Source organism: Hymenobacter nitidus (genome assembly GCF_020447315.1).
GTDB classification, from domain to species: domain Bacteria; phylum Bacteroidota; class Bacteroidia; order Cytophagales; family Hymenobacteraceae; genus Hymenobacter; species Hymenobacter nitidus.
Genome location: NZ_JAJADQ010000014.1, coordinates 121,522 through 142,897, shown reverse-complemented (window position 1 = coordinate 142,897; position 21,376 = coordinate 121,522). Strand labels below are relative to the sequence as shown.

At 59.1% G+C, this 21,376-nt stretch carries 19 protein-coding genes and 3 tRNA genes; 7 read left to right on the top strand and 15 right to left on the bottom strand.

The window, feature by feature from the left end; genetic code table 11:
* Positions 1–193: 193 nt before the first annotated feature.
* The 3 genes from LGH70_RS21595 to LGH70_RS21585 form a co-directional block, all read right to left on the bottom strand.
* Positions 194–508, bottom strand: coding sequence for a YtxH domain-containing protein (locus LGH70_RS21595; RefSeq protein ID WP_226189910.1), 315 nt, complete (start codon positions 506–508; stop codon positions 194–196).
* Positions 509–598: 90 nt separating this feature from the next.
* Positions 599–1,789 (bottom strand): transcription antitermination factor NusB, encoded by a 1,191-nt coding sequence (nusB, locus tag LGH70_RS21590; protein ID WP_226189909.1) that lies wholly within the window; start codon positions 1,787–1,789, stop codon positions 599–601.
* Between the two features lie 104 nt (positions 1,790–1,893).
* Positions 1,894–2,985, bottom strand: a complete 1,092-nt coding sequence (locus LGH70_RS21585) for a Glu/Leu/Phe/Val dehydrogenase dimerization domain-containing protein (RefSeq protein ID WP_226189908.1) — start codon at positions 2,983–2,985, stop codon at positions 1,894–1,896.
* A 185-nt stretch (positions 2,986–3,170) separates the two neighbouring features.
* Between LGH70_RS21585 and LGH70_RS21580 the strand changes: the two genes are divergently transcribed.
* Complete coding sequence (locus LGH70_RS21580) at positions 3,171–4,955, top strand: ABC transporter ATP-binding protein (protein ID WP_226189907.1); 1,785 nt, start codon at positions 3,171–3,173, stop codon at positions 4,953–4,955.
* A gap of 94 nt (positions 4,956–5,049) precedes the next feature.
* Here the strand turns inward: LGH70_RS21580 and LGH70_RS21575 are convergent, their stop codons facing one another.
* Positions 5,050–6,189: an NAD(P)/FAD-dependent oxidoreductase gene (locus LGH70_RS21575; protein ID WP_226189906.1), complete on the bottom strand. Its 1,140-nt coding sequence runs from the start codon at positions 6,187–6,189 to the stop codon at positions 5,050–5,052.
* A 119-nt stretch (positions 6,190–6,308) separates the two neighbouring features.
* On the bottom strand, positions 6,309–6,782 hold the full coding sequence (locus tag LGH70_RS21570; protein WP_226189905.1) for a T9SS type A sorting domain-containing protein: 474 nt from the start codon (positions 6,780–6,782) through the stop codon (positions 6,309–6,311).
* A 374-nt stretch (positions 6,783–7,156) separates the two neighbouring features.
* Here LGH70_RS21570 and LGH70_RS21565 point away from each other — a divergent pair.
* From LGH70_RS21565 to LGH70_RS21550, 4 genes are all read left to right on the top strand, one after another.
* Positions 7,157–7,230 (top strand) — tRNA-Pro (locus LGH70_RS21565).
* A 98-nt stretch (positions 7,231–7,328) separates the two neighbouring features.
* Positions 7,329–7,402 (top strand) — tRNA-Pro (locus LGH70_RS21560).
* Between the two features lie 123 nt (positions 7,403–7,525).
* Positions 7,526–8,233: an outer membrane beta-barrel protein gene (locus LGH70_RS21555; RefSeq protein ID WP_226189903.1), complete on the top strand. Its 708-nt coding sequence runs from the start codon at positions 7,526–7,528 to the stop codon at positions 8,231–8,233.
* 133 nt (positions 8,234–8,366) lie between these two features.
* Complete coding sequence (locus LGH70_RS21550) at positions 8,367–9,095, top strand: outer membrane beta-barrel protein (protein WP_226189901.1); 729 nt, start codon at positions 8,367–8,369, stop codon at positions 9,093–9,095.
* Between the two features lie 122 nt (positions 9,096–9,217).
* Here the strand turns inward: LGH70_RS21550 and LGH70_RS21545 are convergent, their stop codons facing one another.
* The 5 genes from LGH70_RS21545 to LGH70_RS21525 all read right to left on the bottom strand — a co-directional run bounded on the left by LGH70_RS21545 (position 9,218) and on the right by LGH70_RS21525 (position 14,279).
* Entirely contained in the window at positions 9,218–9,742 is a 525-nt protein-coding gene (locus LGH70_RS21545; RefSeq protein ID WP_226189899.1) for a hypothetical protein, read from the bottom strand.
* A 9-nt stretch (positions 9,743–9,751) separates the two neighbouring features.
* Positions 9,752–11,470 (bottom strand): ABC transporter ATP-binding protein, encoded by a 1,719-nt coding sequence (locus LGH70_RS21540; protein ID WP_226189934.1) that lies wholly within the window; start codon positions 11,468–11,470, stop codon positions 9,752–9,754.
* 156 nt (positions 11,471–11,626) lie between these two features.
* Entirely contained in the window at positions 11,627–12,418 is a 792-nt protein-coding gene (gene truA / locus LGH70_RS21535; RefSeq protein WP_226189897.1) for a tRNA pseudouridine(38-40) synthase TruA, read from the bottom strand.
* Positions 12,419–12,511: 93 nt separating this feature from the next.
* A complete protein-coding gene (locus tag LGH70_RS21530) occupies positions 12,512–13,057 on the bottom strand; it encodes a GNAT family N-acetyltransferase (RefSeq protein WP_226189896.1) in 546 nt (181 codons plus the stop codon).
* Between the two features lie 19 nt (positions 13,058–13,076).
* Positions 13,077–14,279, bottom strand: coding sequence for a thiolase family protein (locus LGH70_RS21525; protein WP_226189895.1), 1,203 nt, complete (start codon positions 14,277–14,279; stop codon positions 13,077–13,079).
* A gap of 91 nt (positions 14,280–14,370) precedes the next feature.
* Here LGH70_RS21525 and LGH70_RS21520 point away from each other — a divergent pair, with 91 nt between their 5' ends.
* Positions 14,371–14,847, top strand: coding sequence for a DUF4293 domain-containing protein (locus tag LGH70_RS21520; protein WP_226189894.1), 477 nt, complete (start codon positions 14,371–14,373; stop codon positions 14,845–14,847).
* Positions 14,848–14,922: 75 nt separating this feature from the next.
* Here the strand turns inward: LGH70_RS21520 and LGH70_RS21515 are convergent, their stop codons facing one another.
* From LGH70_RS21515 to LGH70_RS21495, 5 genes are all read right to left on the bottom strand, one after another.
* Positions 14,923–15,750, bottom strand: coding sequence for a proline and serine-rich protein 1 family protein (locus LGH70_RS21515; protein ID WP_226189893.1), 828 nt, complete (start codon positions 15,748–15,750; stop codon positions 14,923–14,925).
* Between the two features lie 210 nt (positions 15,751–15,960).
* Positions 15,961–17,889 (bottom strand): CHU_0125 family OmpA-like outer membrane integrity protein, encoded by a 1,929-nt coding sequence (locus tag LGH70_RS21510; RefSeq protein ID WP_226189892.1) that lies wholly within the window; start codon positions 17,887–17,889, stop codon positions 15,961–15,963.
* Between the two features lie 117 nt (positions 17,890–18,006).
* Positions 18,007–18,489 carry a hypothetical protein gene (locus tag LGH70_RS21505; protein WP_226189891.1) on the bottom strand — a complete coding sequence of 161 codons (483 nt, stop codon included), beginning with the start codon at positions 18,487–18,489 and terminating at the stop codon, positions 18,007–18,009.
* A 194-nt stretch (positions 18,490–18,683) separates the two neighbouring features.
* Complete coding sequence (locus tag LGH70_RS21500) at positions 18,684–19,544, bottom strand: (Fe-S)-binding protein (protein WP_226189933.1); 861 nt, start codon at positions 19,542–19,544, stop codon at positions 18,684–18,686.
* 146 nt (positions 19,545–19,690) lie between these two features.
* Positions 19,691–21,085: a 4Fe-4S dicluster domain-containing protein gene (locus LGH70_RS21495; protein ID WP_226189890.1), complete on the bottom strand. Its 1,395-nt coding sequence runs from the start codon at positions 21,083–21,085 to the stop codon at positions 19,691–19,693.
* A 163-nt stretch (positions 21,086–21,248) separates the two neighbouring features.
* Between LGH70_RS21495 and LGH70_RS21490 the strand changes: the two genes are divergently transcribed.
* Positions 21,249–21,321: transfer RNA gene (locus LGH70_RS21490), tRNA-Phe, on the top strand.
* The last annotated feature ends 55 nt before the right edge of the window (positions 21,322–21,376 follow it).

Genomic DNA, 21,376 nt, shown 5'->3' with positions numbered 1-21,376 from the left:
TTAGGAGAGGTACTAGGTTTCTGTCTGAGCACAAGCCCCCTACAGGCCAGGGCTGGCTTCACTACGCTGCATGCAGCAATTCCGACGCAAAGGTAACACGGCAGCGGTAGGGCCGGAACAAAAATGTGCTGCTGCGCTGAAGAGGGAAACGTCTTCAGCGCAGCAGCACACGGATGAACATCGGCGGGCGTCGTTAGATGGCTTTGCGCGAGTTGATCTGGTTGATGAGCTGATCCACGTCGCCGAGCAGCTGTTCGGCTTTGCTCTTGGCGTCCTGAATTACGCGCTGGCCTTCCGACTTGGCGCTGGAGGTGGGGCTCAGGTCGGTGCGGCTGGTGACGAGGCTTTCGGTGAGGTCGGCCAGCACCTCGCGGTACTTTTCGAGCTGGTAGCTGAGCCAGCTACGGGTTTCGCGCCCTTTTTCCGGGGCAAACAGAAGTCCAACAGCGGCCCCGGTGAGGGCACCGCCCGCGAAGCACAGAATACCGGTAGTGGTTTTGCTACCCATGGCTAGAAAGGAGTGGCGAGGTGGGAGAATGGATGGAAAGGGAATTACAGGCAACAACGCAGAGCCGACGGCTCAGGTTGCTCCGCAGCCTTACTGGTTGTCGAGCAAACCGCGGCCCGACTTGCGAATCGCGCCGCTGGCCGTTAAGTCCTGCGCCAATTTATCGAGAATACCGTTCACAAACTGCTTGCTCTTGGGCGTGCTATACATTTTGCTGATTTCGATGTACTCGTTGATGGTGACTTTCACCGGGATACCGCGGAAGAGGTGCATTTCGCACAAGGCCATTTTCAGCAGAATCTTGTCGGTGAGGGCCACGCGCTCCACGTCCCAGTTCTGCACCGACTCGGCAATGAGCTTCTCGTACCGTTCGTCGTCGGCCAGGGTTTGCTTGTAGAGCGTTTCTGCAAACTCCTTGTCGTCGACCCAGTTGGCTGATAAGGACATCAGCTCCAGGGTTTCGTCGGCGGCTTCGTCGAGCATCTTCAGGGTTTTCACCACCAGGTTTTTCACCACCGAGCGGTTCTCTTCCCAGTTCTGGTCGTCCTCGTCGAGGTAGGCCGGCAGGGCCTCGCCCTTGAACACGAACGTTTTGTACAAGTACTTCAGCAGCTCCTGGTCTTCGGCGTAGTTGCCGGCCGGGGCCGCCAGGTAGCTCTGGAACTCGGTATCGTTCTTGATTTCGTTGCGCCAGGCGTTGCGCAGGGCTTCCATGTCGTCTTCACCGGTCCACTGGGCGTTGCGCCGGATGGTCAGGTCGAGCAGCTGCTTGTTGCTGATCAGCTTCTGAACCACCTGGTTTTCCTCGAAGCGGGTGGTGTCCAGCGGAGCTTCCTTGGAAGGCGTGAAGCGGCGGGCCTCGCGCTGCTGCTCTTCCTCAATCACGCGCAGCAGGGCTTCCGGCAAATTCAGCAGGTGCAGATACTGCGTGTGGATGCTTTCGGCCCCGTGCACCATCTGCCCGGCGTAGAACGTGCCATCCTTGGCCTTCTGCTTCTGGTAGTAGCTGATGGCGTCGGTTACGGCGTCGTTCACCTCCTTGTCGTCGATTTTCTCGACTTCAGCACCCGAGCCAGCCTTGTGCCACTCCCGGAAAATAGCCTCGGCCATCTTCTGCTGGCCTTTCAGCAGCTTGCGGTCCTGGGCCTCGGGGGCATTCAGATCGGGGGCAAAAGCATCCGCAATGCGGTCATTGGCCAGCATAAAATCGGACCCAACAGCTTGATGATAAGCGTACAGGGCCTGCATAACCTTAATGCGGAGCGTGCGGCGATTGAGCATGAGTTGAAGTGTTGATTGTTGATTGCTGATAGTTGATTGATTGTTGGTTACCCCGGAGCTTTTGGCTCTTGTGCAATCAACTATCAGCAATCAACAACCAAGAATTAATAGGTTGATTTGACTTTACCGAGCGACGCAATGCGCTCCTCGGCCTGCCGGATGGCAGCTTTCTGGGGGTGACTTCCCTCCTGCTCGGCTTTGTTAAGTACCTGGGTCGTGAAGTCGAAAATCTTTTCGGTCTGGGTGAGGGCCGCCTGCCGGCTGGAGCCTACCACTTCGGAATATACGTTTATCAGACCACCGGCATTGATCAAAAAGTCGGGGGCGTACACGATGCCACGCTCCACTAGCTCGGGGCCGTGAATATCCTCGCTTTGGAGCTGGTTGTTGGCGCAGCCCGCAATTACGCGGCACTTCAGGCGGCCGATGGTGTCGTCGTTGATGGTGGCACCCAGCGCGCAGGGCGAGTAGATGTCCACGTCCTGGTCGTAGATTTCGTCGAGGCCCACGGCTACGGCCCCGAAACGGGCAGCCGCTTCCAGGGCGCGGTCTTCGTAGTAGTCGGTCAGGATGAGCTTGGCGCCTTCCTTCTGCAGATACTCCAGCAGGTAGGTGCCCACGTGGCCCACGCCCTGCACGGCAATGCGTTTACCAGCTAGGCTTTCCGAGCCAAACGCCTTTTTGGCGGCGGCCTTCATGCCCATGTAAGTGCCGTACGCCGTTACCGGCGACGGGTCGCCCGAGCCGCCCATGCTTTCGGGCAGGCCGGCCACGTGCTTGGTTTCCATCCGGATGTACTCCATGTCCTTGGTGGTCATGTTCACATCTTCGGCCGTGATATACTTGCCGTTCAGGTTTTTGACGAAGCGGCCAAACTTGCGCAGCAGAGCTTCGGTCTTTTGCGTTTTGGCGTCGCCGATGATGACGGCTTTACCCCCACCCAGGTTCAGACCCGAAATGGCCGCTTTATAAGTCATGCCGCGCGAGAGGCGGAGCACATCGTTCAGGGCCTCCATGTCGGAAGCGTAGTGCCACATGCGGGTGCCGCCCAGGGCCGGACCGAGCACCGTGTTGTGGATGCCGATGATGGCCCGCAAACCGGTTTCGTGGTCGTGGCAGAAGACAACCTGCTCGTGCTGATGCTCGGCAATCTGACCGAAGACCGACGTATCGGCCAGCGTTTGGATTTCAACCATTTGAGTAAACTGAAAAAGGGTGGGAAGTTTGGGTGGGGTCGGGTGTTGTATCTTTGAACGAACGGGCGCGTAGTCTGTTCAATTCGGGTGCAAAAGTACCCAATTTTTCCAAGCCGGGCACCGTACCCTTCAGTATTTGCCTGAATGGTCACGGCTTCGTAACCTGCTCCAACTCTCCTGCATCTGTGCGCGCATTATCTGCTACCAATAAGTACCTGTACCGCTACAAATGGCATTTTCTGGGCGGCGTCCTGTTTGTGGCACTGTCTACGCTGCTGGCCATTTTCCCGGCCCAAATTGTGCGCTACGCCTTCGATTTAGTCGGGGAGGGCATCGATTTGTACCATCTCTACGCCGGCACCCGGGCCCAGAGCGGGGTGTATGAGCTGTTTGGGCGCAATGTGCTGCTCTACGGTCTGCTCATCGTGCTGATGGCCCTGCTGCGCGGCATCTTCCTGTTCTTTATGCGCCAGACGCTTATCGTGATGAGCCGCCTGGTGGAAAACGACCAGAAAAACGAAATCTTCCAGCACTACCAGTCCCTGCCGCTGAGCTTCTACCGCCGCCACAACACCGGCGACCTGATGTCGCGCATTTCGGAGGACGTGGGCCGGGTACGCATGTACATCGGGCCGGCCCTGATGTACTTCATGCAGCTGGTCATTCTGTTTCTGCTCATCATCCCGCTCATGCTGATGGTGAACGTGAAGCTGACGCTCTACACCCTGATTCCGCTGCCGATTCTGTCGGTGAGCATCTACTACGTCAACAACCTGATTGAGCGGAAGTCCGACGAGATTCAACGCTCCCTGGCAGCCATGACGACCTTCGTGCAGGAGTCGTTTTCGGGTATCCGAGTGCTCAAGTCGTTCGTGCGCGAGGACGACTCGCACCAGCAGTTCACTGCGGCCAGTGACAACTACAAGGAAAAGTCGCTGAGTTTGAACTTCGTCAACTCCCTGTTTTTCCCGCTCATTCTGTTTCTTATCGGCATCAGTACCATCGTCACGGTCTGGGTGGGCGGGCAGGAAGTGATTCGCGGCACCATCACCACCGGCAGCATTGCCGAGTTCCTGATTTACGTGAACCTGCTGACTTGGCCCGTCACGGCCCTGGGCTGGACCAGTTCCCTGGTACAGCGCGCCGAGGCCTCGCAGGCCCGCATCAACGAGTTCATGCACCAGCAGACCGACATCGTTTCGCGCCAGAACATCGAGCAGGAAATCCAGGGCGACATCGTGTTTGACCACGTCTCGTTTACCTACCCCGACACCGGCATTCAGGCCCTGCGCGACGTGTCGTTCCGCATCCGGCCCGGCCAGACCCTGGCTGTCATCGGCAACACCGGCTCGGGCAAGAGCACCATTGCCGCCCTGCTCTGCCGCTTGTATGACGTGACGGAGGGTCAGATTGAAGTCGACAGCGTGGACGTGCGCGACTTTTCGCTGAACTCGTTGCGGGAGCAAATCGGCTACGTACCTCAGGACGTGTTCCTGTTCTCGGACAGCATCCGCAACAACATCAACTTCGGCCTCGACCAGCCTTCGGAGGAAAAAATGCAGCAGGCCGCCAAGGATGCCAACGTGTACGAGAACATCATCCGCTTCCCCGAGGGCTTCGACACCAAGCTCGGCGAGCGGGGCATCACGCTCTCGGGCGGGCAGAAGCAGCGCGTCAGCATTGCCCGCGCCCTGGTGAAGGAACCCAAAATCCTGATTTTGGACGACTCCTTATCGGCGGTGGATACTAACACCGAAAACGCTATTCTCAACAGCCTGCAGCGCATCATGCACAACCGCACCAGCCTGATTATCTCCCACCGGGTGTCGTCGGTGAAGCTGGCCGACGAAATTTTGGTGCTCGACGACGGCGTAATCGTGCAGCACGGCACCCACGAAGCCCTGATGGCCGAGGAAACCGGGCTGTACCGGGCGCTGTACGAGCGGCAGCTTCAGAGCGAAGAAGCCTAATACCCGACTCACACCAAACAAAAAGGCGGCCTCACACGATGTAGAGCCGCCTTTTTTTGCCTCGCGCCCACCACCCAGCGGCTGGCAACGGTTGTCACAGGCTCATCATCTCGGCGGCCTGCTGCCCGGTGCGGGCGCCCATGGCCACGCCCATGCCGTTGCAGCGCAATGCCCCAAATACCCCCGGCGCCAGCGGCTGAATGATGGGCGCCAGCTCTTCGCCGAAAGCCATGGTCCCGCTCCAGCGGTAGTCGATGCGCGGCATGCGGCCGGGCAGAATCACCTCGCGCAACAGTTTTTCCAGCTGGCCTTGCACCAGGTCCGTCAGCCCCGACTCGGTGGTAGCTTCCGCCGCGAAGTCGAGGTTGCGGCCCCCGCCCAGCAGCAGGCGGTTGTCGACCTGCCGGAAGTAGTAGTAGCCTTTGTCGTAGTGAAAGGTGCCGGGCAGGTGCAAACCGGCAATGGGCTCGGTTATCAGCACCTGCCCCCGGCCGGGTGTCACGTCCAACTCGGGAAAGAACTGTCGGCTGAAGGCGTTGGTTGCCAGCAGCACCCGTCCAGCTTCTAGCGGTGCCAAAGCCGTGTGCAGGCGCACCCTGGCCGCGCCCGGCTCCAAGTGGGTGACGGGGCAGCCGTGCAGCACCACGATATTCTCCTGCCAGGCCCGCCGGAGCAACGCCTGCATCATCCGACCCGTGTGCAAGGCGCCCTCCGCCGTATTTTTCAGCATACATTCAATACCCGCGAAGCCAGTAGCTGGCAGCTGGGCAGTAGCATCCTCAAACACCGACGCTTGTCCAACAACCGGGGCCAGCAGCTCGTTGAAATAGCCGATATGCTCGCGGCAGGTGGCGGCCAGCTCGGCATCGGCGGCCCGGAACAGCTCGTAGCCGCCCACCGGCTGATACTGCAGCGCTTCATCGCCGAGCAGCTCGCGCAGCAGGCCCAGGCCCTCCCAGCGCGCCCGCACCACGTCCAGCAGCGCCGCGGTGCCGCCTTTCCGCTGCTGCTCCAGTAGCTCAGAAATACTCCCGAAGCAGGCAAAGCCAGCGTTTTTGGTGCTGGCGCCATTGGGCAGCACGTCGCGCTCCAACACGGCTATGCGGGCCACCGGTTGCCGCTGCCGCAGGTAAATAGCTGCCGTGAGGCCCACAATACCGGCTCCGACCACCACCACATCAAAGCCCTGCAGAAAGCTCTGGTGCTCCCAATACGAAAGGTTCGACTTGCTCATAGTTGGTTACAAGATAAGGCAAGCCTGCCTGAAGGGCTACCCCATGCGCCACACGAGGCAAAAGAAAAGCCCTTGCGAACCAGAGTCGCAAGGGCTTCTTAAAGCGTCAGTAAGCTAGGCTACTGCCCGATCATCACGCGGCGCACACCGCTGCGCGAACCAGAAGTGCACTGCACGATATAGTAGCCGGCCGGCAGCTGACTTACGTCCAGGGTAGTGGCTTCGTCGCCGGCCATCAGGTCGCGGGTGATGACGGGGCGACCGTTGGCATCATTGACTTCCACCCGCGTGGGACCCGAAACGTTGGTGCGCACAATCAGACGCTTGGTGAGCGGATTGGTATCGACCCGCACCTTGATGGCATCGGTGGAAGGCGCTACGGTTTCCATCTTGCTGGTAATCAGCTCCGGCGGGGCTGCCTTTTCTTCCGTGGGCTTCACGGCCGCCACGCTGGCGGCGGCCGGCTTGTTTGCTACGGCCTTGACGGGCGTAGCCGCCTTGCTGGCCGCTGGTTTCGTTTGTGCCTGAGCCGTGCAGAGGCTTAGCAGCGTTATTCCTATTCCCAAGCCGAGGGTTACCACAACCGTTTTCATACCCACCCCAAACGTAGTTATCGACATTTCTATTATGCCTGTAAAGATAAATAATCTGTACCGTTTCCGGTACTTTTTGACGGCTTCTCTTTCTCTATATTACTCATAATCAAAGCACAATTGCAAATTTCGAAGTGAGGTACTCAAGCCTTTGGCCACCTGCCGGCCCGGCGCCCAGCCCGCTTGCAAACCATGTGCCCGATTGCCGGGAGCCACGCAAACTGCGGGCAGACGTCGTTAGCGTCGCGAAATACCGAATATAAACCTTCTTATAATCAGGCGACTAGACCTGCCGCTTATGCCATGACGCAAAAAGATATTGAAATTTGTTGCGCGTCACTGAATTTCTGTCTTACATTTGTGGCACGATTCCTCGGGGTGTAGCGTAGCCTGGTATCGCGCCAGCATGGGGTGCTGGAGGTCGTAGGTTCGAATCCTGCCACTCCGACGGAGCAGTTTACTGTTCGAAAAGCCTCCAGACTTCGGTCTGGAGGCTTTTTTCGGCCGTAACCAAAAATTTAACTGTGCTTTACGCGGCACAGAATACGGGGTGTAGCGCAGCCCGGTAGCGCGCGTCGTTCGGGACGACGAGGCCGTAGGTTCGAATCCTGCCACCCCGACTACCAGCCCAGAAGGCCTTTTCCAGCACGGATGAGGCCTTTTTTATTTTCTGACCGGGCAAAGTTTTCCGTTCAGCTTTGGAAGCGGCCACTACCTTTGCCGCTTCACCTTTATTATAGTTTATGAAAAAGATCTTCCTGCTTGCCTTGCTGGCAGCCGGTACCGAAGCCGTACACGCCCAAAGCATTGCGGCTGGCACTATTTCCCTGGGTGGCACTATCGGCTACAGCAAGTCTACCGACAAAACCAGCAGCTCGTTTCAGGGCCAGAACTACTCGTATGAGACGAAGAGCAGCGAGTTTCGCTTCTCACCGTCGGTGGGGTATTTCCTGAACGACAACTTAGCCCTGGGCCTCTCGCTGGGCTATAGCTCCGAGCGCCGGCCCTATACCACGTCCAGCCCTTCCCCCAATAATCCGAGCCGGGAGGAGTTGGACCCCACCCGCACGATTCAGGTCGGCCCGTATGTGCAGTATTATAAAATGCTGAGCGAGCAGTTTGGCGTAGTCGGCACGCTGGGCGGGGGCTACCAGAGCCTAAAAAGATACGACTACATCAATAATGGCCCTATGGGTGGTATTCAGATCAGCGAGCAAAAAGCCTCGGGCTTTTACGCGGGCCTGACGCCGGGCATCATCTTCTTTCCCGTCCCGAAGCTAGGCATCAGTGCCTCTATCGGGGGCCTGGGCTACGACCGGTTGAACTACGACTACCCAACGAACACGGGAGGCTCCGCGCCATCCGACTTTGAAGCCAGCAGCAGCGTCTTTGGGGCCAACTTCGGCCTCGACCAGCTACAGTTCGGTGGCACGTTCTACCTCGGCCGCTAAGCCTGTGGGCTTTCCCAAGTAAAACCAGAAAGCTTCCGGCCCAGGGGCCGGAAGCTTTTTTTGCGGTGTACCGCCCTGCCTGCCTACCTGCCGCAGCCGGCGGCTTCATCATTGGCCTTATTCTTCTTCCTGCATGAGAAATTTTATCTGGGGCGCGGCTGTACTCACGCTGCTAACCCATACCGCACAGGCCCAGCTTGGGCCAGGCACTATTCTGCTTGGTGGCAGCCTGGGCTACTCTCAGCAGAGCCGTGAGGGTGCGCTGGACAATACCGACAGAAGATTCAAGCTGAATAAATCCATCCAGTTTGCCATTGGCCCCACGGCGGGCTACTTCCTGACCGATAATCTGGCCCTGGGCGTCAGCGCCGACTACTCGATTACCGGAAACACTCAGTACCAATACCTTATAGCTGTGCCTGTCTTTGGCACCGGGCCGGGCCGGGTGGTGGAAAACGGTACAATCGAAATGAAAACGCGCCGCTTCAATGTGGGCCCGATGGCGCGCTACTACGCCTTCGTGGGGGAGAAAGCAGCCTTTTTTGGGCACTTGGGGGCTGGCTACCAGGGGTTTCGCTCGGAGAGCATCTCAGCGAGCCCCTTGGTAGCCAACGATTCCGAGTCCCTCACGACCGGCTCGGGATATTATGCCCAGCTGGCGCCGGGCTTCGTCTTTTTTCCCTCGGCTAAGCTTGGGCTGGAGGTGTCTTTGCAAGGCCTGCTGTATCGGCGGACCAAGAATGAAACCACTCGTGACGATCTGACTACGCCAACGCCGCTGAAGTCAACGTCCAGCCGCTTTGAAGCCGGTATCGGGCTAAGCAACCTGCAAATAGGAGCGGCCTTCTATCTGGGGCGCTAGGGCGCTACCCCGGGGTAACGCTTCCGCAAAAGCTCCTAACCCACTGGTCAGGAGCTTTTTTTATGCGCTATACACGCTACTCTGCCGGGGCCCATTTATGCGGCCACGGGCGCACGGGCTTGTTACTCCACCACCGCCAGCACTTCCGACTCGCCCTGCTCGGGAAACCGTTCCAGATACACGTGGCGCAGCTTGAGCTTCTGCTGCTTGGCTGCGTCGGCAATGGCGGGATAGAGCTTGCCGGGGGCCACCAAGTAGCTAGCCGTGCTGCGGGCTTGCACCACACGCTGTCCGGCTGCGAATACCCGGTAGCGGTAGCCCGCGGGCAGCTGCTGCGACACGGTATCGGCCACGACCATACCGACGAAGGCCCGCACCGTGTCGCGGGCTTTTTCGGGGTCGTTGTAGTAGATATTGGCCAACTCGCCGCGCAGCTTGCCCTGGTCTTTAGCATCCTTCACGCCGCGAAACAGGGGCCCGAACTTCTCGTCGTTGGCGGAGCCGTAAAAGGCCTGGCCGGCCAGGAAAATCGGGGCCTTGGTCGTGGTGATGGTAATAACCGGCGACTTGAAGCCGCCCACGTAGGCGTAGAGGATGGCCGCGCCAACGGTGAAAACGATAATGAGCAGGAAAAGCCAGCGGGTCATAGGGACGGGTTATTCGGCGGGGGTATTCAGAGCGTCTTTGTACTGCATCTGGTAGAGCTGCTGGTAGAAGCCGCCGTGGCGCAGCAGCTCCTCGTGCGTCCCGGATTCCTTTATTTCACCCCGGTCCAGCACGATGATGCGGTCAGCTTTCTGGATGGTGCTCAGACGGTGGGCAATAACCAGCGAAGTGCGGCCCTGCATCAGCTTCTCAATGGCCTGCTGAATCAGCTCCTCGGTTTCACTGTCGACCGAGGAAGTGGCCTCGTCCAGAATAATGATGCGGGGCTGATAGACCATGGCCCGCACGAAGCTGATGAGCTGGCGCTGCCCCACCGAGAGCGTAGCACCCCGCTCCATCACGGGGTACTGCAGGCCGCCGGGCAGCCGCTCGATAAAGCGTCGGGCGCCCACCAGGTCGGCCGCGGCCCATATCTGCGCTTCGGTAATGTCCTGGTTGCCCAGCGTGATGTTGTCCTGAATGGTGCCGGCAAACAGAAACACGTCCTGCAGCACCACGCCGATGTGGCGGCGCAGCTCCTTGAGGTCGTACTCGCGCAGGTCATGGCCATCCACGGAAATCGTGCCCTTGTTGATTTCGTAGAAGCGGCTCAGCAGATTGATAATGCTAGTTTTGCCCGCGCCGGTAGCGCCCACGAAGGCAATGGTCTGGCCGGCCTTCACCTCGAAGCTCACGTCGCGCAGCACCCATTCCTCATCGTTGTAGGCAAACCAGACCTTGTCGAATTTCACGTCGCCTTGCAGGTTGGCCGGGGCATAGGTGCCGTTGTCGGCAATGAGTTCCTTGCTGTCGAGCAGCTTCAGCAGCCGCTCGGTGCTCACCAGGCCCAACTGCAGGGTGTTGAACCGGTCGGCAATCTGGCGGATGGGACGGAAGAACAGGGCGTTGTACATGATAAAGGCAATCAGGGCGCCTTTGGAAATCGTGCCTTCAATCTGGCCCTGGGCCGCGTACCACACCAGTAGCCCCACGCCTACTGCGGCCAGCACTTCGGCCACGGGAAAGTAGATGCTGTAGTAAAGCACCGAACGGATGTTGGCCCGGGTATGCTCCTGGTTGATGGCCTTGAACTTACGGTGCTCCCGGGCCTCGTTGTTGAAGATCTGCACCACGTTCATGCCCGTCAGGTGCTCTTGCACGAAGGAGTTCAGGTTGGCCACCGCCGTGCGCACTTCCTGGAACGAGGTTTTCACCTTTTCCTTGAAGATATAGGTACTATAGAGCAGCGGCGGAATCACGGACAGGCTGACCAGCGTCAGGCGCCAGTCAATCCAGAACATGAAGCCCATGATGAAGAGCAACTGCAGGATGTCGCCAATCATGGCTGCCAGCCCCTCGCTGAACACGTCGGAGAGGGTTTCCACGTCGGAGATGTTGCGCGTGACCAGCACCCCGATGGGCGTGCGGTCGAAGAACTTGAGGCGCAGGTTCAGAATGTGCTTGTATAGGTCCACCCGAATGTCGCGCACGATGTACTGGCCGAGCCAGCCGCCGAAGTAGGTTTGCAGGTAGCTGACCAGGGCGTGAGCCACCAGCAGAATCAGCAGCAGGCCAAACATCTTGTTCAGGCCCAGCACGTCGCCCTGCTCAATGCTCACGTCGACCATGCGCTGAATCAGGAAGGGGCGCAGCGTGCCGAGGGCGGCCGTGGCTACCGTCAGGAAAATCAGGAAGTAAAAGATCCGCCGGTAGGGCCGCACATACGTCATCAGGCGGCTCAAAACCTGCCAGTCGAAGATGTTGCCGGATTTGGTGGCGGTGGTAGCTTGTTCCACAAGAGGCGGGGTTTGAGAGAGGAGGCGGCGAACTGCACTAACCGGGCCGGCCACCGGAAAGTTACGGCCCCGGGGAATGAGCGGGCAGGCTTACCGCAGGGCAAAATACGGCATTCCTACCGGGGCGGCTGCCTCGGGCACCAGTCCGGGTGGGTATTCCACTTTGCTCAGAAACAGGCCCTGGGCCGGGGCGGCACCGCCGGCATCTACCCGGTTTTGGGCCAGCAGCACGGCTTTGAACTCGGTCGGCGTAATCTTGCCGCGCCCTACCATCAGCAGCGTGCCCACCACCAGGCGCACCATGCCGCGCACGAAGCGGTTGGCCCGGATGCGGAACACCAGGCCGCCCGGCGTAGGGTGCCAGCCCGCTTCATAACACACGCAGACGTAGTGGTTTTCGCCGCCTTTCACCTTCGAGAAGCTGGTAAAGTCGAACGAGCCTACCATGGAAGCTGCCGCTTCGTTCATGGCCGCCACGTCGGGGGCGCGGTCCAGGTAGAGGCTGTGGTTGACGCTGAACGGGTCGGGCACGAGGCGCACGTGGTACTCGTAGGTGCGGGCTTCAGCGTCGAAGCGGGCGTGGGCCCGCTCGGGCACGGGGTGCAGCAGGCGGACGGCAATATCCTTGGGCAGGGCCCGATTCAGGCGGTATACCACCGTAGCTTCATCCAGCGCCTCAGGAATATCGGCATCGAAGTGAGCTACTTGGTGGCTGGCATGCACACCGGTATCGGTGCGGCCACTGCCCATAATGTGGATGGGCTGGCGCAACACCTGCGTCAGGCGGCGCTCCAGCTCCAGCTGCACCGTCACGGTATTGGGCTGCACCTGCCAGCCGTGGTACTCGGTGCCTTCGTAAGCCAGATGAAGAAAATAGCGCACTGAAAAAGATGTTAATGAGTTAGATGCCGAGTGAGCAATGGAACAGACTATTTCTGGCCGAAACCAGTTCGTCCGCCGTTCTTCCTCAGCAGGTCAGGGCCGGATTCGGGCGAACAGCAAAGCATCCTGCACCTCTCCTTCCTTCACAATGCTCTTCTGTAGCCGGGCCTCCTGCTCGTACCCGGCCTTGCTCAGCACCCGGGCCGAAGCGGCATTGCGGGCAAAGATTTCAGCGTACAAACGGCACACCTCGAAATGAGCAAAGGTGTAGTCAGTCAGCACTTTCACGGCTTCCGCCACAATACCGCGCCCCCAATACTGCCGCCCCAGCCAGTACCCAATTTCGGCACTGCACCGGTTGATATCGTCCTTGAATAGCACGCTGATGGCGCCGGCGGCTTCTCCTTCCACCTCAATGGCGAGGTGAATATCCGGCGAGTCCGGGTCGGTGGTCAAGCCGATATACCAGTAGGCATCCTCCAGGCGGTAGGGGTGCGGAAACACGTCCCGCAGATTTTGCCAGATGCCCCGGTCGTTGGCGGTTTCGGCCAACACCGGGGCATCGTGCAGGTGCCAGGGCCGCAGGCGCACCCCGCTCAGCGGAACAGCAAGCGTCGGGCGGAGCAGGGATTCGGCCATCGGCTTGCGTGGGATTGGGTTAGAGTTTTTCGAAGATGGTAGCCGCGCCTTGGCCTACGCCCACGCACATCGTCACGAGGCCGTAGCGGGCGCCTTCGCGGCGCTGCATCTCGTGCAGCAGCGTAGCCGTAATGCGGGCCCCACTCGCGCCCAGCGGGTGCCCAATGGCAATAGAGCCGCCGTTCACGTTCACCTTGTCCATGTCCAGCTCCAGGTCGCGCACGCAGGCGATGCTCTGGGCCGCGAAAGCCTCGTTCAGCTCAATCAGGTCCAGGTCGTTGATGGTCAGGCCGGCGCGCTGCAGTACCTTTTTGGTAGCCGGCACCGGCCCCACCCCCATCACCGACGGGTCGACGCCGGCCACGGCCGAGGCCACAATGCGGGCCATGGGTTTGAGGTTGTAGCGTTTCAGGGCTTCTTCACTCACTACCAGCACGGCAGCGGCCCCGTCGTTGATACCAGCCGAGTTACCGGCCGTAACGGTGCCATCCACGGGCTGAAAAGCGGGCCGAATGCTGGCCAGCTTCTCCATCGAAGACAGGCGCGGCGGCTCATCGGTGTCGAACAAAGCGGTGTCCCCTTTCGGATTGGGCACGAATACCGGCACTATTTCGCGGCGGAAGCGGCCTTTTTCCAGGGCGCGCTGGTATTTGCGTTGGGAATTGAAGGCAAACTCATCCTGCTCCAGCCGCGTGATGCCATACTTGCGCGCCACGATTTCCGCGGTTTCGCCCATGGCATAGGGGTGGTGCATCTTGGAGAGCTTCTGGTTGATGAAGCGCCAGCCCAGCGTGGTGTCGTGGGCCGTCAGCTCGCGGCCGAAAGCCGTTTCCGACTTGGCCATGACGAAGGGCGCCCGGGTCATGCTCTCCGAGCCCCCGGCCAGGTACATATCCCCTTCACCGCTCATAATGGCCCGCGACGCATCAATGATGCTTTGCAAACCCGAGGCGCAGAGGCGGTTTACGGTCACGCCGGGTACGGTAATGGGCAGGCCAGCTAGCAGCGCCGCCATGCGGGCCACGTTGCGGTTGTCTTCGCCGGCTTGGTTGGCGGCACCCATAATCACATCTTCCACCGCCGTTTTATCCACGGAAGGATTTCGGCGTAACAGCTCGCGCAAGACGTGCGCGGCCAGGTCGTCGGGACGTACGCTGCTGAGGGCACCGGCAAATTTGGCAATGGGGGTGCGGACGGCGTCCACGATATAAGCAGTTGGCATTTTCTTGAATGCGGTTATTCCGGTCGTTGTTGGCTACTTTTGCCAGCCCGGCGCGGTGCTGGGCACCGGCCAGAGTTTCATACCTACAAAGATGATACAAAGAATTCAAAGCGTATTTCTCTTCCTGCTGGCTTTAGCCATGATTAGCGTCGTGTTCCTGCCCATCTGGAGCAAACTTGATCCGGCCAGCGGCCAGGAACTGGTTCTTACGGCCACCAAGCTGACCTATGCCCACGCCGACGCGGGCATGTCGGTGCCCACCAATACCTACGCCATTGCGGCCCTGGCCCTGGTATCGGCGGCCGTGGCGCTGTTCGAAATTTCCCAGTACCGCAACCGCTTCACCCAACTCAAGCTCGGCATGCTCAACCTGCTGCTGATTACGGCCACGCTGGGCGCCTGCTTCTACTATTCCAGCGTGGGCGAGCAAATGCTCAACATCAAGATGCCAGGCACCTACGAAGCCGGCTTCTACCTGCCTACGGTAGCCTTGCTGCTCAACCTGCTGGCCAACCGCTTCATCCGCCGCGACGAGCAACTCGTGCGCTCTATGGACCGGCTCCGCTAGTCGCAAGCTCAGTTCCAGCCACAAAAAAGGCTCCTGCAATCTTGCAGGAGCCTTTTTTGTGGGTTTTGAGTTGCTCTACCGCTTAGTAGCCTCCTGCACTTCCCGCACGCTGGACTCAAACTGGAAAGACTCATACACGCGGTAGAAGTTCTGCTGGTCGGCCACGTGCGGATAGGCAAACTTGGCCAGCTCCACGCGGGAGTTTTCAAAGTCGAGCGTGTTCAGCAGGCGAGTCAGGTCGTCGGCCTGAATAACGGACTGCTCCAGGGCCTGCTTGGCCACGCTGAGCCGGCTGCTGTCAAACGACTTGCTCTTGACCGTATTCACCAGAGCATCCACATCCTGGCCCCGTAGCTGGCGGTAGCTGCTCGTCGCGCCTCCTGGGTATTGGCCGCCGTTGGGTGGGTAGTTGTTGTAGTCACCATTGGAATACCCGCCGTTTCCACCGCCGTTGTTGCCATTGCTGTTGCCGTACGACGAGTCATCGTAGTAGCCGTCGTTGCGGCCGCCCCGGTCATCATAGCGCGGGTCGGGCCCACCGTAGCGCCCACCACGGGGGCCCCGCAGCGGCACGGCAGCTACTTTGCGCAGCGTCGGCGGATAGCCCTGGCGGGTTACCAGCACGTAGCTTGTTTCCAGGCCGGGGTCCAGAAATACCCGGGTCCGGTAGGTTATAGGTCGCCCGTAGGTCGTCGGAATCACAAACTCGGCCCAGTGGTAGCCGGGCACCAGCCGGTCGATGTGCACTTCGCGGGCCCCGCCGCGGGTCAGGGCGCGGCCATCAAATACCAGGTGAAAGGGAATGCCACGCTCCGAGGCAAAATTTACATTGGCCGGAGCGGCTTTAAGATCAGCAGCCAGCAGCACAAGCAGGCCGAAGCAGAGGAGTAGCGCCTTTTTCATGGCAACAAGAGCTTTGGGGGAAAGCGGCCCATCCGCTCCCGTATCAGCTATAAATCCAAGGATTGTGCCAGTTCCGGAACTCCACGCACTCCGGGTTTGTTGCCGGGCATTTTTGCGCTGAAGCCCGACCGTAAACTCGTTCTACAAACAACAAAAAGGCCCCGCACAATCCTGTGCAGGGCCTTTTTCAACTAACAATACGGCTTTGTATTATTCCGAAATCTTGGTCACTTTGAACTCCGTGCGACGGTTGCGCTGGTAATCTTCTTCCGTTTTAGCGGTTTTGATTACCGGACGAGTTTCGCCGTAACCCTTGGCCGTAACCCGGCTCTTGTCAACACCCTTGGAAATGATGTAGTCTACGGCCGACTGCGCGCGTTTCTGCGACAGAGTCTGGTTGTAAGCATCCTTACCGCGGGAGTCGGTGTGCGAGCTGAGCTCAATCGTGATTTTGGGGTTATCGGTGAGCGTCTCCACCAGCTTATCCAGCTCCGTGGCGGCATCGGGCCGAATGTCCCACTTGTTGTAGTCGTAGAAGATATTATCGACCACAATGGCCTTGTTCTTCACGATTTTAGTCAGGGTCAAGGTTACGGGCACCTTGATGTCGTTCATCTCATTGGGCAGGTCGGCCTGGCTGGGTTTGCGGCCCACGGTGCTCACGGCATTGCGGGCCGTGAAGTAGCCGGCGCGGTCGGCAATCAGTGAGTAGCTGGCGGCGGCCGAGTCGAGCTTGACGCTGAACTTACCGTCGGCCCCCGACGTCACTTCCTGCAGCTTCTGGCCCTTGCTGTCGAACAGAGCTACCGTTTCATTGGCGACGGGCAGGGTTTCGCCGGTTTTGTCGTTGCGCTCCACCAGCGTGCCAGCGGCGTAGAAGGTCACCAGTTTCAGCGGCTTCTTGCGGAACATGTAGAGGTCGTCGCTGCCTTTGCCGCCGGAGCGGTTCGAAGCGAAAACCCCCATATCCTTGCCTGTAAAGAAGGGGGCAAAGTCGTCGCTGTTGCTGTTGATGGGCGCCCCCATATTCTGCACCTTGCCCTTATCGACCATGAAAATGTCGAGCTTGCCTAAGCCAGCATGTCCGTCGGAGGAGAAGTACAGCGTTCCGTCGGGCGCTACCGCCGGAAAGTTCTCGTTACCGGGCGTATTGATTTCTGAGCCCAGGTTTTCGGCCGGTGTGAAGCGGCCATTAGCGCCCAGAGTGGCTTTGTACAGGTCGTTGCCGCCCTGCCCGCCTTTGCGGCCCGAGGCGAAGTACAGCGTCTGCCCGTCGGGCGAGAAAACCGGCGCGAAGTCGTCGGCCGTGCGGTCGTTGATATTGATGAGCTTAGGCTCTTCCCACACGCCGTTCTTGAAAAACGACGCCCAGAGGTCAACGCTCAGGTAGCCCTTCTTCGAGCCATTGTTGGAGCGGGCAAACACCACCATCTTGCCATCGGGCGAGTAGGTGGCGCTGGCCTCGTGCATGTCTTCGGTGTTGAAGGCCGGCTCCAGCTTGCGCACGGTGCCACCCGTCATCTTGGCCTCGTCGTCGAACTTGATGGCGAACAGGTCGTTGAAGCCTTCCCCGTTGCCAGCGTACTTCTTGCCTTCCCGCCCCGAAGCGAAAACCAGTTCCTTAGTAGTCGGCATCAGCGTGGCGCTGAACTCGGCGGAGGGCGTATTCAGCTGGTCCAGGGGCATCACCTCGTTGTTGGTCTGCATGGCCACAATCTGGGTGCCGAGGCGGGAGTTCTTGGCCTCCATTTCGGCCCGGGCCGCCAGCGTGCGGTTGGTGCCGCTCTGGGTATAGGCGTCAAACTGGGTAGCAGCCTCGTCAAACTTGCCATTCGCCTTCAGAGCCAGGCCATAATAAAAGGCGGCATCCGGGTTTTTCACGCCACCATCCAGTGCTGCTTTGTAGTAGCCTTCAGCCTGCTCGATGCGGTTAGAGAGTCGGTAAGACTCCGCCAGCCGAAAATTAGCCATGGCGATATTCTTGCCCTTGGCTACATCGGCTTTGTACAGTTCAATTGCAGTTTCGTATTCGCCGCGGGCAAAACGCTTATCGGCTTTACTCATGCTGCCCGTCGTAGCACAACTGCTCAGCATAGCAGCCGAACCTGCTGCGGCGCACACAAACAGTAATTTCCTCATGGATGTCTGAAGGTGGAATGGAAAGGTGGAAGGCTCTGCGTTATGCCAATTTGAGCCTAGCAATAATACTAAGTTTACCTATTAATATACTCAGAGGCAAAAAAACATTTCGCCGGGCTAGAAATATTTCGCCAGCCAAGTCGTTGCGGCCGGGGCTGGCCACGCCTGCCGCAGCTGGCCATTTTCAGCTACGGTGTTGTCGAAGTAGGGTGTCTGGGCCGTAAGTCGCCCAGCAGCAATAGCCTCCCGCAGCTGCCGCCGGTCGATGAGCTGCACCTGATTATCCACTAGGAAAGCCAGCTGGGATTTTTCCAGCAGCTGAAGTCCGGTCTGCTCTTCCACCAGCCGCACGAAGCGCACGGAGGCGTCGATGGAACAGCCGCTGGCGTCGGCTACAGCCTCGTTTAATCCAATAACCAGGAACTGGTGGTGCAGAATAACGGCCGAAGCTTCCAGGTTGCGGCCATGGCTGGTCCACTCGGCCGCGAACCGCTGCAGCTCGGGCTCCAGCTGCGCTAGCTCGGTGGCAGTGAAAGGACGGCTGGCCTGATAAATCCAGATACGGGCCGAAGCGGGCAGCTCAGAGAAGGGAACAAACATAGCAGGAGTTGAAACCGAAGAATGAAGGATACCAGGTGGGCATAAGCTCAACCAGGGCCGGGCAACAGGCAACGCAATAGTACGTCGGCCCGTGCCTATAAACATAAGCTGCCCCGGTGGGAAGTTCCACCGGGGCAGCTTTCTTATCCTTAATAAGAAGCATTAATGCCTCTTATTCCCGGAGAGCTTCGGCTCTAGGCATTCAGCCCTTCGGCCGTGGCAATCAGCTCGGCTATATCGAACACCTGCACATTGTTTTCTCGCTCCTTGTTCTTCACTCCGTCGCTCATCATGGTCATGCAGAACGGGCACGACACGGCAATAATGCTGCCCTGCTGGCTGTTGCGCGGGACGGGCGTAGCGCCGGCGTTGCCGCTTTCCACGCCCAGCATATTGTTCAGGGCGGCCGCGTTGCCGTCCAGCGCGGCCAGGGCTTCCTCGGTGCGCTCCACGTTAATGTCCTTTTTGCCGGGCTCGGGCTCTTTCCACATCTGGGCCCCGCCGGCGCCGCAGCACAGGCCGTTTGCTTTGCTGCGCTTCATTTCCACTAGGTCGGCATCCAGGGCGGCCAGCACGTCGCGCGGGGCTTCGTAGATGTTGTTGGCCCGACCCAGGTAGCAGGAGTCGTGGAAAGTGATGCGCTGACCTTTGAACTCGCCACCACCGGCTACGCCCACGCGGCCCTCATTGATGAGCTGCTGCAGGAAGGTGCTGTGATGAATCACCTCGTAGTTGCCGCCCAGCGCGGGGTACTCATTCTTAATCGTGTTGAAGCAGTGCGGGCAGGCCGTCACGATCTTCTTGATGCCGTAGCCCTCGAAGGTGGTAATGTTCTGCATGGCCTGCATCTGAAACAGGAACTCATTACCGGCCCGCTTGGCCGGGTCGCCGGTGCAGGTCTCTTCCATGCCCAGCACGGCGTACTTCACATTCGCGTGCTCCAGAATCCGCACGAAAGCGCGGGTTACGCGCTTGTACCGGTCGTCGAAGGCTCCGGCGCAGCCCACCCAGAACAGAATTTCAGGCTCCTCCCCGGCTGCCGCCAGATTGGACATGAGAGGAACGTTGATTTGACGGGTGGCAGTTTGCTCAGCCATATACGCTTGGTTGACAGATGTCAGTAGTTAGTTGTTGAATCTTGCCCCGCCTGCTTCTGCCCTTCTATTCAAGACTTGTCAGAAGCAAATGAGGCGTTCTTAAGTTAGGCCTGCACCGCCTTTTCGGCTACGTGCAGGTCGTCGGCCCAGTTGAACCGGTCGGAAGGCGAAAAGGCCCAGGGCGCACCGTTGTTCTCGATGTTGGAGAACATCACGTTCAGCGAGTTGGGCGCCGCCGACTCTTCCAGCACCAGGAAGCGGCGCATCTCGATGATGCTTTCCAGCGGGTTGATGTTCACCGGGCAGGCTTCCACGCAGGCGTTGCAGGTAGTGCAGGCCCACAGCTCCTCGGGCGTCACGTAGCCACGCAGCAGCGTGTGGCTGTCCTTGTCGAGCACTTCCTGCTCGGCGTGCTTGGCTTCCGTGCCGTAGAGGTTGGGCTGAAAAATCAGCGGCGAGTTGTACTTCTCCTCCACCCGGTCGCGGGTATCCATGATGATCTTGCGGGGCGAGAGCAGCTTGCCGGTGATGTTGGCGGGGCACACCGAAGTGCAGCGGCCGCACTCGGTGCAGGAATAAGCGTTCAGCAGGTTGGTCCAGGCCAAATCGTCCACATCTTTGGCCCCGAAAGGCGTAGGAGCCATAGCCGAGCCATCGGGATTGGTAGCCGGGGCCGGCACTTGGTAGCTGGGGTCCATCATGGCCTTCACCTCGTGGGTGATGCTGTCGACGTTGGAAAACTGCCCCTGCGGTACCAGGCGGGAGTAGTACACGTTGGGAAACGCCATAATGATGTGGAAGTGCTTGCTGCTGGGCAGGTAGTTCAGAAAGCACAGAATGCCGATGATATGCGCCCACCAGCCTACGCGCTCCAGGATATGCAGCGCGTCCACGTTATCAGGCAGCAGACCGGTGAGCAGGGAGCTGATAGGAAAAGCGCCGGGCAGGTCCACGCCTTCCAGCTGGTGCATTTTCAGGTCGGCGGCATTCATGGTGAACAGGGCCGCCATCAGAATCACCTCGACGTAGAGAATGATATTGGCGTCCATCTTGGGCCACATGCGCAGCTCGGGGCCGGTGAAGCGGCGTACTACGCCCACGTTGCGGCGCCACCAGAACGCTATAACGGCCACGATTACCAGGGCGCCGAGGACTTCGTTGGTACCGACCAGCAGGCTGTAGAGCGGCCCTAGGAAGCTCAGTGCGCGGTGGGTGCCAAAGAGGCCATCAATCATAATCTCGATGACCTCGATGTTGATGACGATGAAACCCACGTACACAATCAGGTGTAACAGGGCGGGAGTGATGCGCTTAAACATCTTTTGCTGGCCGAAAGCCACCAGCAGGGTTTTGTTCAGCCGCTCGCTGACGTTGCCCGACATATCCCGGTCGCGCCCGACGAGGATATTTGCCCGAACCTTGCGAATCTGCCAGACAAACAGACCGAAGCCTGCCAGCGCGACGAGCAAGAAGAGGATGTTTTGGATAGAGAAGTGCACGGGAAAGGGTAGGTTTGGGGTTAGGTCCGAAATATACTCGTTATGCATAACAAATTACGGCTTTTTTAGCAGAAAGATTTTTTTGCTCTTCTCTTGCAGGTTCGTTTTCGTTTACTACTTTTGTGCTCCCCAACGGCAATAACGGCCTCGGGGGCCAAGAGCTGGTAATGTAGCTCAGTTGGTAGAGCACAGCACTGAAAATGCTGGTGTCGTTGGTTCGATTCCAACCATTACCACTAAAAAGCCCTTCTGCATCCCGCGGAAGGGCTTTTTTGTTTTGGGTGGGCGAAA

What these genes read in the sequence shown, in the direction of transcription:
- LGH70_RS21550 (WP_226189901.1), top strand. Translation starts at nt 8,367, where the DNA reads ATGAGAAATTTTATCTGGGGCGCGGCTGTACTCACGCTGCTAACCCAT.
- LGH70_RS21500 (WP_226189933.1), bottom strand. Translation starts at nt 19,544, where the DNA reads ATGTCCAATCTGGCGGCAGCCGGGGAGGAGCCTGAAATTCTGTTCTGG.
- LGH70_RS21515 (WP_226189893.1), bottom strand. Translation starts at nt 15,750, where the DNA reads ATGAAAAAGGCGCTACTCCTCTGCTTCGGCCTGCTTGTGCTGCTGGCT.
- LGH70_RS21520 (WP_226189894.1), top strand. Translation starts at nt 14,371, where the DNA reads ATGATACAAAGAATTCAAAGCGTATTTCTCTTCCTGCTGGCTTTAGCC.
- LGH70_RS21595 (WP_226189910.1), bottom strand. Translation starts at nt 508, where the DNA reads ATGGGTAGCAAAACCACTACCGGTATTCTGTGCTTCGCGGGCGGTGCC.
- LGH70_RS21505 (WP_226189891.1), bottom strand. Translation starts at nt 18,489, where the DNA reads ATGTTTGTTCCCTTCTCTGAGCTGCCCGCTTCGGCCCGTATCTGGATT.
- LGH70_RS21545 (WP_226189899.1), bottom strand. Translation starts at nt 9,742, where the DNA reads ATGACCCGCTGGCTTTTCCTGCTCATTATCGTTTTCACCGTTGGCGCG.
- LGH70_RS21570 (WP_226189905.1), bottom strand. Translation starts at nt 6,782, where the DNA reads ATGAAAACGGTTGTGGTAACCCTCGGCTTGGGAATAGGAATAACGCTG.
- LGH70_RS21525 (WP_226189895.1), bottom strand. Translation starts at nt 14,279, where the DNA reads ATGCCAACTGCTTATATCGTGGACGCCGTCCGCACCCCCATTGCCAAA.
- LGH70_RS21530 (WP_226189896.1), bottom strand. Translation starts at nt 13,057, where the DNA reads ATGGCCGAATCCCTGCTCCGCCCGACGCTTGCTGTTCCGCTGAGCGGG.
- LGH70_RS21540 (WP_226189934.1), bottom strand. Translation starts at nt 11,470, where the DNA reads ATGACGTATGTGCGGCCCTACCGGCGGATCTTTTACTTCCTGATTTTC.
- nusB (WP_226189909.1), bottom strand. Translation starts at nt 1,789, where the DNA reads ATGCTCAATCGCCGCACGCTCCGCATTAAGGTTATGCAGGCCCTGTAC.
- LGH70_RS21510 (WP_226189892.1), bottom strand. Translation starts at nt 17,889, where the DNA reads ATGAGGAAATTACTGTTTGTGTGCGCCGCAGCAGGTTCGGCTGCTATG.
- LGH70_RS21555 (WP_226189903.1), top strand. Translation starts at nt 7,526, where the DNA reads ATGAAAAAGATCTTCCTGCTTGCCTTGCTGGCAGCCGGTACCGAAGCC.
- LGH70_RS21585 (WP_226189908.1), bottom strand. Translation starts at nt 2,985, where the DNA reads ATGGTTGAAATCCAAACGCTGGCCGATACGTCGGTCTTCGGTCAGATT.
- LGH70_RS21575 (WP_226189906.1), bottom strand. Translation starts at nt 6,189, where the DNA reads ATGAGCAAGTCGAACCTTTCGTATTGGGAGCACCAGAGCTTTCTGCAG.